Genomic DNA, 15620 nt, shown 5'->3' on the forward strand with positions numbered 1-15620 from the left:
CGATGCGTAAGCGATTTGTTGTCGCCTTTCTGACGCCGCTGATCGTCGTGTTGATGACACTCGGCGGCGCATACGGGTGGAGCCTTGCGCGCACTGCAGAACAACAGCATTCCAACCAGCAGTTGGGCGATGCGTCCTACTTCCTTTCGGCGGCGCGGCAGGCGCTCTCCGACAACAACCCTGCCGCGCTCGAAGCCGACATGCGACGATACGGCGACCTCTACGACGCCGAGATTGCCGTGTTCGATCAGACCGGTGAGGTCTGGGCTACGACGAACGAACACGCTGTGGAAACGTCTGCAGAGATGCAGGCCGCGGTCGGCCTCGCGCTGTCTGGTAGACGCGGTGAGGTTGCGGTTGGCCCGCTGCCCTGGTCCCGCCAACCGGCGACGATTGTGGAACCCATCGTGAACGACGGATTTGTCGCCGGCGCCATCTACATTGGTGCGAGCGTGGATCAGACGAACCGCAGCATCTGGGGCCAGTGGCTGCTGCTTGGCGCGATTTCGCTCGTCATCGTCGGCCTCGCAACCCTGGTCATTTTCCAGCTCTCTCGCTGGGTACTTGCTCCGTTGCGGCGAGTAGACGAGGCGATGCAGGCCTTTGCCAGGGGTGAAACGGAGGCACGCATCGCGGACACAACGGGGCCGCCAGAACTCCAGTCCCAAATCAAGCTCTTTAACACCATGGCGGCCGAGATTGACCAGGTGGTCACCCGGCAGCAGGAGTTCGTGCTGAATGCATCGCACGAGCTGCGAAATCCGCTCGGTGCGCTGCTCATGCGAGTTGAAGTCTTGGCTACGGGGCTCGGCGAAGAATGGACTGCCGACATCGAAAAGACCCGTGAAGACGGCAAACGAATGACACAAATCTTGGACACGCTCCTGCGGCTGGCCCGCACTACCCAGTCTGAACCCACGTGCTTGCTGGTTGATCTCGGCGAGATCGCTCACAGCCGGGCCCATGCGTGGCGCGCTGTCGCAAGTCAGCGCCTCATTAAAATCTCGGTGTTTGCCGAATCCGGACTTATGTTGGTCGCTGATCGCACGGTCATAGAGAGTGCGCTCGACGCCGTGCTCGACAACGCGGTGAAGTTCTCGCCGCGCGGCGGGCGCATCGACGTGCGGGCAGAACGTACCGATGATGGGGCGCGGATCAGCGTCCGCGACTCCGGCCCCGGGCTCGAACCCGCTGACCTTGAGCGGGCAAAGACTCGCTTCTGGCGGAACACACGTGACCAGAACATCGCTGGCTCGGGACTCGGACTGTCAATCGCGAATCAGCTGCTGGAAAGCGCGAGCGGCCAACTCGTTTTGAGCTCGCCGGAGGGCGAAGGGTTGCACGTGGAACTGCTGTTCACTGCGGAAGGTGAACGCGAATGACCACACACTGGGTACGCAGATTGACCACGGCGGCGGCGCTGTGCGTGGGGCTATTGTTGTTCACGGCGTGCAGCGGTCCGCATGCCCCCGGTGTCATTGCTGGCGGCAATCCCGGCGGCGTCTACCACGCGTACGGCACGGCTTTGGCGAACGAGCTTTCGACGCACACTGAGCGTGAGGTGACGCTGGCTGAGACTGACGGGTCGGTCGACAACTTGCAGCGCATCGGCCGGGGAGAGGCGCTCCTTGGTTTCGCGCAGGGGGACACCGTTGCAGATGCGCTGGCTGGCGAGGGTGACTTTGCCGAGCCGCTCGAGCTCGCGGCGGTCTCGCGGCTGTATGACGAGTACGTGCACATCGTGGTGGCAGAAAACTCAAGCTTTGAAGCGCTCGCCGACCTTGCAGATGCGCGTATCTCCCTTGGCTCACCCGGCTCTGGCGTGCAGGTGATTGCGCATCGCATCCTCGAAGCCGCCGGCATCAGTGAGCGTGAAGTCGGAGCTGAGGCCGAGACGGAGGCCGACACCGACACCGACACCACACCGCGCTGGGTCACCCTGGGTACACAGCCCGCTGCAGAGGCGCTACGAGCCGGCGAGATCGATGCGTTCTTCTGGGTCGGCGCTATTCCGACCCCCGGCGTCGCTGACCTCGCAGCCGAGTTTCCGATCCGCATTCTGCCAGTGACGCCCGAGATTCTTGACCAGTTAAACGCGGATCACGCAGACGTGTACGGGCTGTCTGAGCTCCCGCGCGGCACCTACGGAATCGAAGATCAGACTCGCACCATGACAATTCCGAACTACCTGGTTACGGGGGCTGACGCGGACCGCGGTGAGATTCGAGAAGTGGCTGAGACGCTGTTTGCTGAGCGCGCCGCGATCGCGCGCAAAGTGCCCGTTGCGGCACTGCTCGATACACGTGAGGCCATCTTCACCGACCCCATGCCGTTGCATCCGGGGGTCGCAGATTACTTCAGATCGCAACGCCGTTGACCTCTGCGAACACCTCGAATTGACCATCAATCTCACCTGGCAACGAGCGAACCTCAAGTAACGCTCAAGGCGTTCCTCAAGATCAGCTCAAAGCTCTGAACTGGAGGAACAACCACCCCTAACGTGAGGGTCTGACCGGTTCAACGAAGAAGCGATCGACCCCCTGATAGCGCGAGGCCCAAAGTGTCTCGCGGTGCCTCTGCGTTGAACCGTCGAATGACCAACGTCTCCAGCGTGACCCGCTGCGGACGAACGAATCCAACGGTGGAGGCAAGATGAGCGCGGAAGAACCGCTTGTCGTCGTAGCGAACGTGCAGAAGCACTATGGCGAGTTTCAGGCACTGACTGATGTAGACCTGTCGGTGCACGCCGGCGAGGTCGTCGTGATCGTTGGGCCGTCAGGTTCAGGCAAGTCGACCCTGTGCCGCACGATCAATCGGTTGGAGACGATTACAAGCGGATCGATCCGCATCGACGGCACAGAACTCCCGGCAGATGGGCGCGGGCTTGCCCAACTGCGCGCCGATGTTGGCATGGTATTCCAGTCGTTCAACCTGTTCGCCCACCTCACGATTCTGGAGAATGTGACGCTGGGGCCGATCCGCGTCCGAGGCATGAAGCAAGCAGATGCCGAGCGCGAGGCGATGGAACTCCTCGCCCGCGTTGGCGTTGACAAGCAGGCGGCGAAGCTCCCTGCACAGCTCTCCGGCGGGCAGCAGCAGCGCGTGGCAATTGCTCGGGCACTTGCGATGCAGCCAAAGGTCATGCTCTTCGATGAGCCGACGTCTGCGCTTGATCCGGAGATGATCACCGAGGTGCTCGATGTCATGGTGCAGCTCGCGCAGCAGGGCATGACGATGATCGTGGTTACACACGAGATGGGTTTTGCGCGCAAGGCGGCTGATCGCGTGGTGTTCATGGCAGATGGCCGCATCATCGAGCAGGCGACGCCAGACGAGTTCTTCTTGAACCCGCAGAGCGACCGCGCCAAAGACTTTCTCTCCAAACTCATTACCCACTAAGCCCCGTGTGCTGGCCACCCCGCGGCCGGCGCACACCATGAAAGGAAGACATCATGCGACGTACACGTCTCATTGCAGGGCTCGGCATTGTCGCCGCGCTCGCGCTCACCGGCTGCGCAAGCGGCAGCCCGACCGATGGTGCGAAGGAGCCAGCAACTGACGGCTCGACCACCAGCAGCACACCGTGGGAGGTCGCGACTGACGTGTCACTCACGGGCAGTCCTACCTATGACGCGATGGTGAAGCGCGGTGGCGTTATTGTCGGCGTGAAGGAAGATCAGCCTGGTCTTGGCTACCTCGATGTAACCACGCAGGAGCGCACTGGCTTCGACGTTGACACCGCTCGCTGGATCGCTGCGTCGCTCGGGTTCGACGAAGACCAGATCGAGTTCAAGGCCATCGCTTCGGTGAACCGTGAGCAGTCGATCAAGAACGGTGACATCGACTACTACGTCGGTACATATTCGATCAACGACAAGCGTAAACAAGACATCGACTTTGCCGGCCCGTACTTCGAGACTGGTCAGGGCCTGCTCGTAGCGAAGGATGCCGAAGAGGTCACCAAGATCGAGGAGCTCGAAGGCAAGACCGTGTGTTCGGCGACCGGGTCGACTCCGATTCAGAACATCAAGGCCAACTTCCCCGGAATTAAGACCCAGGAGTATGACCTGTACTCGGCATGTGTGGAAGACCTCATCAACGGTCAGGTTGACGCGGTCACCACTGACCAGGCCATCCTCATTGGTTACGCAGCACAGTACCCAGATGACATCAAAGTCACAGGTGGCCTCTTTACTCAAGAGCTCTACGGCGTTGGCCTCCCGAAGGGTGATGACGCGCTTCGTTCGTGGATCAACACCGTACTGACCGATGGTGGCGACGTCTGGAAGGCAATCTTCGAGAACAACCTTGGCTCCTCCGGCATTGTTGTCGACCAGCCCAAGGTCGACGCCTACTAGGCGGCACCGGTTTCTTACTGTCCCTGAGTGTGGGGCGGGCTCGCCCCACACTCGACCTGTTTGAGAGAGGACGACCCATGGACGTCATCTTCGGCAACCTCGATCTGTGGGGTACCGCAACGAAGAACACCCTCATCGTGTTCTTGGGTGGTGGCATTATCGCGCTCATCCTCGGAAGCATCATCGGAGCCATGCGGGTATCGCCGGTTCCCATCGCCCGTGGGGTAGGCGCAGCGTACGTTAACATCATTCGAAATACGCCGCTGACCCTGGTGTTTTTCTTCTTCGTGCTCGGGTATCCCGCGCTCGGACTTCCCAAGCTCAGCACGATCGTATTGTGTGTCATCGCGATCGGCATGTATACGGCCACCTACGTCGCAGAGGTGCTGCGCGCGGGCATCTCGACGGTGCCGGTGGGGCAGGCCGAAGCCGCACGCGCCATTGGCCTCCCGTTCGGTCAGGTCATGACGCTCGTGGTACTTCCGCAGGCGTTCCGCTCGGTCGTGCCACCGATGATGAGTGTCTTTATCGCGCTACTGAAGAACACGACGATCGCGGCCGGATTCTCGGTCGCCGAACTCGCTGCGTTGCGGGCCACGATCAACGATGCGGCGGATCGCCCAGGCAGCCCAATGGAAGTACTCCTGTGGGTCGCAGCCGTGTTCGTGGCGCTCGTATTCATCTTGAGCTTTATGCAAAACCGACTTGAGAAGAAGTGGAGGATCGCGCGATGACCGCAATCTTGTACGACGTCCCAGGCCCGAAGGCGGTGCGACGCAACCGCGTGCTCGCGGTGATCACGGTCGCGGTGGTCGTGGCCATCATAGGTGCTATTGTCTACCGCTTCGCGCTGTCAGGCCAGTTCTCTGCCGCAAAATGGCAGGTCTTCACGTACACAACGGTGTGGGTGCAGATCGCGCAGGCCCTCGGGAAGACGCTTGCCGCGTTCGCCGCGGCCGCCGTACTGAGTATGGTCTTCGGGTTTGTGCTCGCGATCGGTCGACTCTCAGACCACGCGTGGGTACGACGGCCAGTGCTCGTCATCACCGAGATCTGCCGAGCCGTTCCCGTGCTCGTCATGATGATGCTGCTCTACTACGGCCTGCCAAGTGTCGGCATCCGTATGGATCCGTACTGGGCAGTCGTACTCGCGCTCATGGTCTACAACGGATCGGTGATTGCGGAGACTATCCGTGCTGGTGTTGAGGCGCTTCCGAAGGGGCAGGCCGAAGCCGGGTACTCGATTGGCCTGCGCAAGAATGGCGTGATGCGGTTGATCCTCCTGCCGCAGGCGATCCGCGCCATGCTCCCGGTGCTCGTCGCGCAGTTGGTTGTCACCATGAAAGACACCGCCCTTGGCTTCATCATCACCTACCCCGAGTTGCTGTACTTGGCGAAGCTCATGAGCAGCTCACCCGGGCGCCCGCTGCTGCAGTCGGCGTTCGTGATCGGTGGCATCTACATTGTGCTCTGCATCATTCTGTCTGCGTGCGCGAGCCTCGTTGAACGGCGCATGCGGCAGTCTCACTCGCGGGTGACGGCCGGTGGCACCGATGAACGTGATCCGCGCCACCATGAGCGCCCCGTGACCGAGGTGCTTGCTGTGCAGTACCTCGAGGATGAGCGCGATCGCTCCTAGAGCGCGGATCACCCCGACCCAAACACGAGAGACGCCCCGGTGGCTGCCAGTTGGCAAGCACCGGGGCGTCTCTGCGTGTGCGGGGGATTAGCCCTGGTAAGTCTCGACTGCGAGCACCTTCACGGGAATCTGGTTGCCGTTGGGTGCAGCGTAGCTGACCTCAGCGCCAACCTTCAGGCCAAGGATGGCCTTGCCGAGGGGACTCTCAGCGCTGTACACGTCGAGGTCAGAACCATCAGCGAGCTCGCGGCTGCCAAGCAGGAAGCGAGTCTCTTCGCCGAAGATCTCAGCGGTGATGATTGTGCCGATCTCAACGATGCCCTGCGCCTTGGGAGCTTCGCCAACGACGACGGTCTTGAGGAGCGCTTCGATGTCGCGGATACGCGCTTCCATCTTGCCCTGCTCGTCTTTCGCGGCGTGGTAACCGCCGTTCTCCTTGAGGTCGCCTTCTTCGCGCGCAGCTTCGATGCGTGCTGCGATGTCCTTGCGGCCGGGGCCCGACAGTTCGTCGAGCTCTGCCTGCAGTCGGTCAAATGCCTCCTGGGTCAGCCAGGTCTGCGTGGGGTCTGCCATGTGATGGGCTCCATTTTCGTGGGGAGTTGTGCCCGCTAAATGCGGGAGCGCGCCCGGTCTGCGAATTTCGCAGTGGACGCGCGGCATGCTCGGGGATGATTACCCGGGCTCCAACCAGGGTATCAGCGAGCGCCGATAAGGTGGGAAGTAATGTCCATGAAGCTTGCGATTGCCGATCACGCCACCCGAGATGACCTTCGAATTTTCCTCGAACGTCTCCAAAGAGCAGGGGAGAGCGAAGTGCGGATCACCACACGTGATGCCGTGCTCGCCGTCTACGGGTGCACCCAAGCACCGTCGTCCCTGCTCGATTCGTCGCCTGTTGTGCTCGTCATGCGAGCCTTCGCGTTGAAAGAGGCGCCAGAGGTTCCTGTCGATGTCGTCGTTCAGGGCCGTGCGTTGCTCGACAGGATCGCGCACATGGGCATGATCGGCTTGAGCCTCGACGTTCCCGACGTGACCGCAATGGCCGCGTGGACCGGCGTGCTGCCGCCCACCGCGGGCTGGGAGCCAGTGTGCGCTATCGATGCGCAGTCGCTCGCGACCGTCGCTGAGCAGGGCATCGAGCGCGTAAACGCTGCGCTGCCAGAGTCCCCGGGCGAAGCGGTCGTGCAGCAGGTGCGCCGTTCGGTGTGGGGCGCGGAAATTGCGCCTGGTCTGCCGGCAGCCGCAGCGTTTGCCGCAGAAACCATGGGTTTCCTGCGGGATGAAGAGACGCTGCGCGTCGTGAAGTCGCGCACCTGGACCCGCATGTCAGGCTCACGCGGGCACGTGTTGATTCGTACGTCGGCGCTGTAGCGCGCCGCGCTACTTCGCGTCGAAGACCCAGCACTCGTGCGCGGCAGCTGAGACGGCGGGGCCGGTCGTCTTGATCGTTGCCGTGACCTTGTGGTTCGTTGCCTGGCCAGTGGGGATCTCAACGATCTGCCAACCGACAGTTGCCTTGGCTCGGTTGAGCGCCTCAACCGAGCATGCGACCTTGGCGTCGGCAGGTGCGGTAACCGAGAAACGCGCTGAAGCGGTCTGGTCATCGATGATGTCCATGCCGATGTTCTGCATGTTCACCTGGTTGTTCTGCTGCCAACCGCCGAAGAGCACCACGGCGAGACCCGCGAGAATTGCAATGACTGCGATGGTCCAACCGACTCGGCGATCGATCCGCTTATTGCGGCCGGTGCCATAACGATCGGCGAGGGCGTCATGCGACGTCACGGGAACCTCCAGCTTGATAGATTTTGGTTGACTACAATGAGTCCAGTTGCCAGCGTAGCGGTCTCTCCCGGGAGAGACATGGAAGGGATGCGGATGACGCTCAGGCTTATCGCGGTGCATGCGCACCCTGACGACGAGTCAAGCAAGGGTGCAGCGACGTACGCGCACTACCTCGAACAGGGTGTAGAAGTGCTCATCGTGAGCTGTACTGGTGGTGAGCGCGGCGACGTGCTCAACGAGCTGGTTGCTCGCGATCCGCGCAGCCGGCGTGACCTCGCTGGCTTGCGCCGCGCCGAGATGGAGCGCGCGCAGGAAATCATCGGCTTCGAGCACAAGTGGCTCGGCTACGAAGATTCGGGCCTGCCTGAGTCGGGCGATCCGCTGCCCGAAAACTGCTTCGCAAAGGTCCCCACCGAGATTTCGGCGGAGGTACTGGTGAGCATCGTGCGTGACTTCAAACCGCACGTCATGATCACCTACAACGAGCAGGGTGGCTACCCGCACCCCGATCACATTCGCTGCCACGAGATCAGCAAGATTGCGTGGGATCTCTCCGGTGACGCAGAGTCGTTCCCCGAGGCAGGCGAGCCGTGGACGATCAAGAAGATGTACTACGAAGAGATCTTCAACTCAGAGCGCGTCAACGCCGTGTACGACTGGCTGGAGGCGCACGATCCTGAGTCGGAGCTGCTGCCGCAGTTCCGCGAGCTGCGTGAGTGGATGAGCAAGCGCGGCTACTCCGGTACCGCGAAGGTCGATGTGAGCCGCTTCTTCGAGAAGCGCGATGAGGCGCTCCGCGCTCACGCGAGCCAGGTCGCTCCCGACAGCAACTTCTTCTTCTGGCCGAACGACCTGCAGCGTCAGGCGTGGCCGTTCGAGGACTACCGCCTCGCTGCATCCCGCGTGATGACAAGCGAATTTGAGACTGATCTGTTCCAAGGAATTGAGGAGAACGCGTGAGCATCTACGCACTGACCACCTGGGCGCTTGAGAGCGAGCCGGAGTTCGACGCGAACGCGGTTTCGCCCGGCGTTGAGGGCTTCATCTTTACGGCGGTCTTCGCGGCTGCGGTCATCGTGCTCGGCTTCCTGCTGGTGCGTCGTATTCGTCGCAGCCAGTACCGTCACGAGGTGCGCGAGGAAATCGCGAACGAGCTGGCTGAGGCTGAGCGCAACGATGAGGGCACCGCTCCGGCTGAGCCCGACGCGAAGCCGACCGCGTAACCCAGCCCATGACTGACCTCGGGGTGCCCATCGGGCATGTTTCGGCGATCCCCGAGGCAGCGACCCCGCAGTCTGTGCTGCGTGACGTCTTCGGCTACGAGGCGTTCCGCGGCGAGCAGGCGGAGATCATCGATCACGTCGTCGCTGGTGGCGATGCGGTCGTGCTCATGCCGACCGGCGGCGGTAAGTCGCTGTGCTACCAGATCCCCGCGCTTGTGCGTGAGGGGACCGGCGTCGTGCTCTCGCCGCTCGTTGCGCTCATGCACGATCAAGTGATGGCACTACGCCTCGCTGGCGTGAACGCTGGCGCACTGAACTCAGCGATGTCGCCAGAGGAGCGTGCCGACGTGGAACGACAGTTCCTCGCGGGCACTCTCGAGGTGCTCTACATCGCGCCCGAGCGGCTTGCCGTGCCAGCGACCGTGGAATTCTTGCTGCGCGGCAATATCTCGCTGTTCGCGATCGATGAGGCACACTGTGTCTCGCAGTGGGGTCACGACTTCCGTCCTGACTACCTTCGTCTCGGCATGCTGGCTGAGCACTGGCCAGATGTGCCGCGGATCGCCCTCACCGCAACAGCCACCCCAGCAACGCACCAGGAGCTCACTGAGCGCCTCCACCTGGGTAACGCCAGGCACTTCGTTTCGAGCTTTGACCGCCCGAACATTAAGTACCAGATCGCGTCAAAGCAGAATGCGCGAGCGCAACTCATTTCGTTCGTACGTGACAATCACTCCGGCGACGCTGGCATCGTCTACGCGCTGAGTCGCAAGAAGGTCGAGCAGACCGCGACGGCCCTGCGCCAGGCGGGCATCGACGCGATGCCGTACCACGCTGGCCTGCCGGCCGAGCAGCGTCTGAATACGCAGCGCCGCTTCCTCAGCGAAGACGGCGTCGTAGTCGTCGCAACGATCGCGTTTGGCATGGGCATTGATAAGCCGGATGTGCGCTTCGTTGCACACATTGACCTTCCCAAGTCCATCGAGGGCTACTACCAGGAGACGGGTCGTGCAGGCCGCGACGGCGCCCCCTCGGAAGCTTGGATGGCGTACGGCCTGCAGGACGTTGTTCAGCAGCGCCAGATGATCGAGAACAACGACGGCGACCTCGCCACGAAGCTCAATCAGACCCAGCACCTCGGCCACATGCTCGCGCTCTGCGAGACGGTTACGTGCCGCCGCAGCTTCCTGCTGCGCTACTTCGGCGACACCTCGCGCCAGGTCGACGAGAACTGTGGCAATTGTGATGTGTGCCTTGATCCGCCAAAGCTCTGGGACGCAACCATTCCCGCGCAGAAACTGCTGTCGACCGTGATTCGTATTCAGCGCGAGCGTGGGCGCACGTTCGCTGCCGGCCAGCACATCGATGTCTTGCGCGGCACCGCCTCGGAGCGCGTGAGTCAGCTGAAGCTGGATGAAATTTCAACGTGGGGGATCGGCAAAGATCTCTCCGTTGCGCAGTGGCGCGGGGTCGTGCGACACCTCATTGCGGCCGGCATTATCGAATCCCGCGGTGAGTGGGGCGTGCTCTACCCCACGGAAGACGCTATCGCCGTCCAGCGCGGTGAGCGCACCGTCATGATGCGCGAGGAAGTGCTTGCGCGTGCGGCCTCGTCAGGCTCGTCACGTGGCGGATCCGGCGGCACCGCGAAACGATCCGCCGCGGCCGCCGAACTCGATCCCGAGCAGACCGAGGTCTTCGAGCGCCTGCGCATCTGGCGGGCTGGCGAGGCGAAGGAGCAGGGAGTGCCGGGCTACGTCGTCTTTGGTGATGCCACACTCGCTGCGCTTGCGAAGCACCAGCCGCAGGATGACGTTGGACTGCTCGCGATCTCGGGCATTGGCGAGGTCAAGCTTGAGCGCTACGGCGCAGCCGTGCTGCAGGTGATTGGCGGACGTTAACCCGTTACCGCAGATAGAACGGGTCGAGGGCGAGCAACAGCGCCGAGGTCCAGTGGCACATGAACGCAAGCACCGTCAGCGTGTGGAAGATCTCGTGGAAGCCGAAGACGCCTGGCACCGGGTTCGGGCGCTTGAGGGCGTAGACGACCGATCCTGCTGAGTAGAGCAGGCCACCGGTGACGACAAGAATCATTGCGGCAGGGCTCGCGCGGTAGATATCGCCGAGGTACATGACAGCGACCCAGCCGAGCGCGAGATAGAGCGGCACGTAGAGCCAGCGTGGGGCGTTGATCCAGAAGACGCGGAAGCCGATGCCGAGCAAAGCTCCAGCCCAGATGACGCACAGCAGAATCACGCCGGTGTTCAGCGGGAGTGCGAGGAGCGCGATCGGCGTGTACGTGCCCGCGATGAGGAGGAAGATGTTCGCGTGATCGAGGCGGCGGAAGAGCTGCTTCGTCGAATCCTTCCAATTGATGCGGTGGTAGAGCGCGGAGACACCGAAGAGTAGCGCGCTCGACAGCAGATAGACCGCCGCAGCCCACTTTGCGATGGGGCCGTGCGCGAGCGCGATGAGCACGATGCCCGCCGCGACCGCGATGGGAAATGTGCCAGCGTGAATCCAGCCGCGCCACGCTGGCTTCGGCTGGCCGTGTACGTCGAGGGCGACAGGTTTGTGCGCGGAGTGCTCGAGTGCTTCGGTGAGGAGGGGGAGCGAGAGCGTGTCAGGCTCTGGGAACCGGCGCTCCTCGTGACCAGGCGTGCCAGAAACGTCGTCGGGCTGTTGGTTCGAAGCGCCTGAAGTGGTCATGTGATGAGTGTAAGTTCTCTACAGTTTTCGATGGGCATATATGTTGGCGACCACCAGCCAATCTTCAGCTCAGCCGGGCTTGTCCAGGAAGCGGACAGATAGACTTTCCCTGTGACGAAAACTCCATCAGAGCCGCGTACCGGGCTGCTGTACCGCATTTATCAGCGGCGGCTCCGGCGCGAGATTGACGTGGCGCGTGTGCCAAAGCACGTCGCGGTCATCGTCGACGGCAATCGTCGCTGGGCAAAGCTGCGCCTGCAAGAGCGCGCGGCGTTCGGCCACCGCGCTGGCGCTCGCAAGATTCCTGAGTTCCTTGGCTGGTGCGAAGAATCGGGTATCGAAGTCGTCACCCTGTACTTGCTGTCGGCAGACAATCTGAAGGGGCGCGACAACGTCGAGCTTGATGACCTCTTCGGCATCATCGCGGAGCTCGCAACGCTGCTCTCTGAGCATCCCGGCTGGAAGGTGCAACACGTCGGTGCGAGCGAGGGCCTCGCACCCGAGCTCGCCGATTCGCTCGTCGCGGCAGAGAAGCGCACGAAAGACCGCACTGGCCTGCACATTAACCTTGCGGTCGGCTACGGCGGCCGCAGCGAGATCGCCGCGGCGATGCGCAGCGTGATTGCTGAGCACGAGGCAGCTGGCGGCTCGATCGATACGCTCGGCGAGCGCATGACACCCGAGCTCATTGGTGAGCACCTCTGGACGAGTGGTCAGCCCGATCCCGACCTGGTGATTCGCACCTCGGGTGAGCAGCGCCTCTCTGACTTCATGATCTGGCAGGCAGCGCACTCGGAGTTCTACTTCGTTGACGCGCTGTACCCCGACCTTCGAGAGGTCGACTTCCTGCGCGCGCTCCGTGACTTTTCCACACGCAACCGTCGGATGGGTGCGTAGATCTTCCCGCCCCGCTAGCCTGGCGGTATGACTGAGCACACGGTTCTTCGCGCCGCAGCAATGCTGACGCCAGCGGGCGTCGTCACTGACGCAGAGATTGCCTGGGATGCCGATGGGTGGATCACCTACGCCGGCCCCGCTCGCACCGATTCGGTGCCCGACCGTGTGCTCGCTGAGCAGCTTCTCATGCCGGGTCTGACGAACGGGCACACGCACTCCGCGATGACCCTCATGCGCGGTATCTCAGACGATGACGGCTTCATGCCGTGGCTCGAAGCAGTTCAGGCAGCTGAGCAGCAGCTCACGCCAGAAGACATCGCGGCGGGCCTCGACCTCGCACTCGTCGAAATGATCGAGACGGGCACAACCGCGTTTGCTGACCTCTACACCTGGGATGCCGCCCTGATCGAGCGGGTGCGCGCCTCGGGCATGCGGGTGTTCGCCTCTCTCGCGGCAACCGCGTTTGATCAGGCGCCCTTCCCAATGGTCTCACCGCAGACCGGCCGCGAGATTCTTGCGGCGACCGTCGCGTTGGCGACGCAGTACGGCGCGGATCCGCAGGTGCGCATCGGCTTCGGCCCGCACGCGCCGTACTCGTGCACCCCGGAGTTCCTGCGGGAGGTGCGTGACCTCGCCGTGCAACACGGGGTGCCCGTGCACACGCACATTGCAGAGTCGGTCGCCGAGGTTGAAACGATTCGCGCGGAGTACGACGCGACGCCCGTGGAGTTTCTCGCCGGGCTCGGTTTCTTCGATGCAGACGTGCACGCCGCGCACTGTGTGCAGCTCGCGGTGGGGGAGCCCGCAGCGCTCGCCGCTGCCGGCGTCTCTGTGAGTCACAACCCGGTGTCGAATCTCAAGCTTGGCTGCGGCATCGCGCCATTCGCCGACCTGATTGCCGCAGGCGTTGAGCTTGCGCTCGGCACTGACTCGGTGGCGAGCAACAACTCGCTCGACCTCTTTGAAGAGATCAAGCTCGCGGCCTTGTTGGCGCGGCGAGAGCCTGGTCAGACGGTGACTGCCGCGCAGGCGTTGCACGCGGCGACGGCAGGGGGATCCGCCGCCATTGGATTCCCAGACGCCGGTGCACTGGAAGTTGGCAAGCACGCAGATCTCATCGCGATCGATCTCGGGGCAACTGCGGCAGCCCCCATCGCGGCGAGCGGGGCGACTGCGTTCCTCGGCTACGGTGCCACCGGGGCAGACGTACGCGAGGTCTGGGTCGCTGGCCGCCACCTCTACACAAACGGAAAGCACCTCACACTGAATAAGCGTGAGGTGCTTGAGCGCGCCAGATTGGCGCGTGAACGTCTAATCGGTTAGGCGGCGATCGCGAGTTCGCGGCGCGTCAGCGAGATGCGTGCGCCCTCGCCAAGCGGCTCTACGTCAACGTCCCAACCGGCGCGCGAAATCGTCGCCAGGTCAGTACGTGCCTCATCGAGGTCAGCAGTTTCTACGATGTAGAGAGTGCGGCCCTCGGCGCGATACACCGATCGCTTTTCAGCCCACGCTGGAATCTGGACGACTCCTGCTTTGGTGTCCTGATCAAGTGCGTGGTACGGAGTACGTGCGATTCGCTGCGGAGCAGAAATGTTCTTGTAGGTGTGCATGAGAAGTCCTTTCTTCTTGTGCAATTGGGTTCGTGTGATTACGGAGAACCAGTGAGCGGTTATACCGCGTGAGGTTCGCCGAAACCGAGCCGGATGCTCGGTGGAGTCGAAAGTCAGGAGCCTGGTGAACGAGAGCGCGTGGGCCCGGGAGGCGGACCAGTCTCAGTTCGAGAAAATGTGCGAAAGCAGCGATTTCGAGTTGTAGGCGACTTCTGTAAGAGAGGAAGTCTGTGGAAGAATTCGAGCTGCGAAACGCAAACTCCGACTTAGCCTGTAAGAATAGAACAGGTCTTCGATGCGTGTCAAGCAAAATCTTTCCACGAAGAACACTTCGAAGCAGAATTTCAACTCAGAGGAGCTCCCAATGGCAGCACAGAACACCCTGCTCGTCTTCGCCCACAGCGATGAAGCGGCAGCGTTTGAGAACGTCCCGCACCTGGTGACCGGTGTGGGTAAGATCAACGCTGCAGTAGGCCTCGCAGATGTGCTCGCAGAGGGAGTCATCGACCGTGTCGTCGTGCTCGGCACTGCAGGCGTCGTAGGCGATGGCGACGACCGCCTCGACCTCGACACGATCTATCAGGTGACCGGTTTTGTGCAGCATGACTTCGAGCTTGAGTCGCCTACGATCGAGCCTGATGCTGAGGTGATTGTTCCCGCAGAACACACTACGGTCATGGCGACCGGTGATCAGTTCGTGAGTGACGATTCGCAGCGTGCGACCATTTCGGGCCTCGGCGCGAAGCTGTGCGACATGGAGGGCTACGCCTACGCAGCAATGTGTGAGCGATTCAACGTGCCGCTTCAGGTATTCAAGGTGCCCTCTGACTTCGCCGACAGCTCGACCACGCAGGACGAGTGGGACCAGATCGTCTTCCATAAGAGCGAGCAGCTGCGCGCGTTCTGGGACGAGCGTTTCGCAGCGTAACCGCTGCGGTCGTCGCGACTACTCAGCCGTGGCGTAGGGCGGAACGAGCCCGAGTTCGGCGATGCGACGCTCGACGAACTCGGGGATGCCCTGTTGTACCGTCTCGACGTCTTCAGGAGTGCCAAAAATCTCGAACCGATAGAGCAGCGGAATCTGGAGCTTGTTCGAGATGATGTCACCCGCGATGCCGAAGGCCTCGCCGAAGTTGGTGTTGCCCGCACCGATGACCCCGATGACCAGGTCACGATTTTCCTTGATGTTCAGAAACTCAATGACTTGCTTCGGGACTGCCTTTGTCGCGGGGCCCGCACCGTACGTTGGCACGATGAGTACTGATGGCTCGGTAATGCGTAGCATCCCCTCAACGCGGGGGCGGATCGGGATGCGACGCGCAGGAATGCCAAGCTTTTCAACGAACCGGTGGGTGTACCCGCTCACCGACGAAAAGTAGACAATCATGCTGCTCCTGAC

The 15620-nt window shown here is 62.2% G+C and carries 18 protein-coding genes; 13 read left to right on the forward strand and 5 right to left on the reverse strand.

Features of this window, described 5'->3' with window-relative positions:
• Window positions 1-2 precede the first annotated feature (2 nt).
• From ICL81_RS00610 to ICL81_RS00635, 6 genes are all read left to right on the forward strand, one after another.
• Complete coding sequence (locus ICL81_RS00610) at window positions 3-1382, forward strand: HAMP domain-containing sensor histidine kinase (RefSeq protein ID WP_188033075.1); 1380 nt, start codon at window positions 3-5, stop codon at window positions 1380-1382.
• A complete protein-coding gene (locus ICL81_RS00615) occupies window positions 1379-2377 on the forward strand; it encodes a TAXI family TRAP transporter solute-binding subunit (protein ID WP_188033076.1) in 999 nt (332 codons plus the stop codon). The genes ICL81_RS00610 and ICL81_RS00615 overlap by 4 nt, the downstream gene beginning before the upstream one ends.
• Window positions 2378-2652: 275 nt before the next feature.
• Complete coding sequence (locus tag ICL81_RS00620; protein WP_188033077.1) at window positions 2653-3399, forward strand: amino acid ABC transporter ATP-binding protein; 747 nt, start codon at window positions 2653-2655, stop codon at window positions 3397-3399.
• Window positions 3400-3452: 53 nt separating this feature from the next.
• On the forward strand, window positions 3453-4358 hold the full coding sequence (locus tag ICL81_RS00625) for a glutamate ABC transporter substrate-binding protein (protein ID WP_188033078.1): 906 nt from the start codon (window positions 3453-3455) through the stop codon (window positions 4356-4358).
• Between the two features lie 77 nt (window positions 4359-4435).
• The gene (locus ICL81_RS00630) at window positions 4436-5092 is read left to right on the forward strand and encodes an amino acid ABC transporter permease (RefSeq protein ID WP_188033079.1); all 657 of its coding nucleotides are present in this window, start codon (window positions 4436-4438) and stop codon (window positions 5090-5092) included.
• Window positions 5089-5997 carry an amino acid ABC transporter permease gene (locus ICL81_RS00635; RefSeq protein ID WP_188033080.1) on the forward strand — a complete coding sequence of 303 codons (909 nt, stop codon included), beginning with the start codon at window positions 5089-5091 and terminating at the stop codon, window positions 5995-5997. The genes ICL81_RS00630 and ICL81_RS00635 overlap by 4 nt, the downstream gene beginning before the upstream one ends.
• Before the next feature lie 87 nt (window positions 5998-6084).
• Here the strand turns inward: ICL81_RS00635 and greA are convergent, their stop codons facing one another.
• Window positions 6085-6570, reverse strand: a complete 486-nt coding sequence (gene greA, locus ICL81_RS00640) for a transcription elongation factor GreA (protein WP_188033081.1) — start codon at window positions 6568-6570, stop codon at window positions 6085-6087.
• 150 nt (window positions 6571-6720) lie between these two features.
• Here greA and ICL81_RS00645 point away from each other — a divergent pair, with 150 nt between their 5' ends.
• Window positions 6721-7368 carry a hypothetical protein gene (locus ICL81_RS00645; RefSeq protein WP_188033082.1) on the forward strand — a complete coding sequence of 216 codons (648 nt, stop codon included), beginning with the start codon at window positions 6721-6723 and terminating at the stop codon, window positions 7366-7368.
• Window positions 7369-7377: 9 nt separating this feature from the next.
• Here ICL81_RS00645 and ICL81_RS00650 read toward each other — a convergent pair whose 3' ends face one another.
• Window positions 7378-7782: a DUF4307 domain-containing protein gene (locus tag ICL81_RS00650; protein ID WP_188033083.1), complete on the reverse strand. Its 405-nt coding sequence runs from the start codon at window positions 7780-7782 to the stop codon at window positions 7378-7380.
• Between the two features lie 93 nt (window positions 7783-7875).
• On the opposite strand from ICL81_RS00650, the gene mca reads away from it, so the two are divergent.
• Genes mca through recQ form a run of 3 tightly spaced genes read left to right on the forward strand, consistent with a single transcriptional unit; the run spans window position 7876 to window position 10906 of the window.
• A complete protein-coding gene (mca, locus tag ICL81_RS00655) occupies window positions 7876-8742 on the forward strand; it encodes a mycothiol conjugate amidase Mca (RefSeq protein ID WP_188022895.1) in 867 nt (288 codons plus the stop codon).
• Window positions 8739-9005, forward strand: a complete 267-nt coding sequence (locus tag ICL81_RS00660; protein WP_188033084.1) for a hypothetical protein — start codon at window positions 8739-8741, stop codon at window positions 9003-9005. Before mca ends, ICL81_RS00660 begins: the two co-directional genes overlap by 4 nt.
• Window positions 9006-9013: 8 nt before the next feature.
• Window positions 9014-10906: a DNA helicase RecQ gene (recQ, locus tag ICL81_RS00665; protein ID WP_188033085.1), complete on the forward strand. Its 1893-nt coding sequence runs from the start codon at window positions 9014-9016 to the stop codon at window positions 10904-10906.
• Window positions 10907-10910: 4 nt separating this feature from the next.
• Here the strand turns inward: recQ and ICL81_RS00670 are convergent, their stop codons facing one another.
• On the reverse strand, window positions 10911-11714 hold the full coding sequence (locus ICL81_RS00670; RefSeq protein ID WP_188033086.1) for a hemolysin III family protein: 804 nt from the start codon (window positions 11712-11714) through the stop codon (window positions 10911-10913).
• Between the two features lie 111 nt (window positions 11715-11825).
• Here ICL81_RS00670 and ICL81_RS00675 point away from each other — a divergent pair, with 111 nt between their 5' ends.
• Together ICL81_RS00675 and ICL81_RS00680 are read left to right on the forward strand one after the other, a co-directional pair.
• Entirely contained in the window at window positions 11826-12611 is a 786-nt protein-coding gene (locus ICL81_RS00675; protein WP_188033087.1) for an isoprenyl transferase, read from the forward strand.
• Between the two features lie 27 nt (window positions 12612-12638).
• Window positions 12639-13934, forward strand: a complete 1296-nt coding sequence (locus ICL81_RS00680; RefSeq protein WP_188033088.1) for an amidohydrolase — start codon at window positions 12639-12641, stop codon at window positions 13932-13934.
• Here ICL81_RS00680 and ICL81_RS00685 read toward each other — a convergent pair.
• Complete coding sequence (locus ICL81_RS00685; RefSeq protein WP_188033089.1) at window positions 13931-14221, reverse strand: hypothetical protein; 291 nt, start codon at window positions 14219-14221, stop codon at window positions 13931-13933. The genes ICL81_RS00680 and ICL81_RS00685 overlap by 4 nt on opposite strands.
• A gap of 364 nt (window positions 14222-14585) precedes the next feature.
• On the opposite strand from ICL81_RS00685, the gene ICL81_RS00690 reads away from it, so the two are divergent.
• Window positions 14586-15149: a purine-nucleoside phosphorylase gene (locus ICL81_RS00690; protein WP_188033090.1), complete on the forward strand. Its 564-nt coding sequence runs from the start codon at window positions 14586-14588 to the stop codon at window positions 15147-15149.
• An 18-nt stretch (window positions 15150-15167) separates the two neighbouring features.
• Here the strand turns inward: ICL81_RS00690 and nrdI are convergent, their stop codons facing one another.
• The gene (nrdI, locus tag ICL81_RS00695) at window positions 15168-15608 is read right to left on the reverse strand and encodes a class Ib ribonucleoside-diphosphate reductase assembly flavoprotein NrdI (protein ID WP_188033091.1); all 441 of its coding nucleotides are present in this window, start codon (window positions 15606-15608) and stop codon (window positions 15168-15170) included.
• Window positions 15609-15620: the final 12 nt, after the last annotated feature.

It is taken from the genome of Leucobacter sp. cx-328 (assembly GCF_014530035.1).
In the GTDB taxonomy this organism is placed as follows: domain Bacteria; phylum Actinomycetota; class Actinomycetes; order Actinomycetales; family Microbacteriaceae; genus Leucobacter.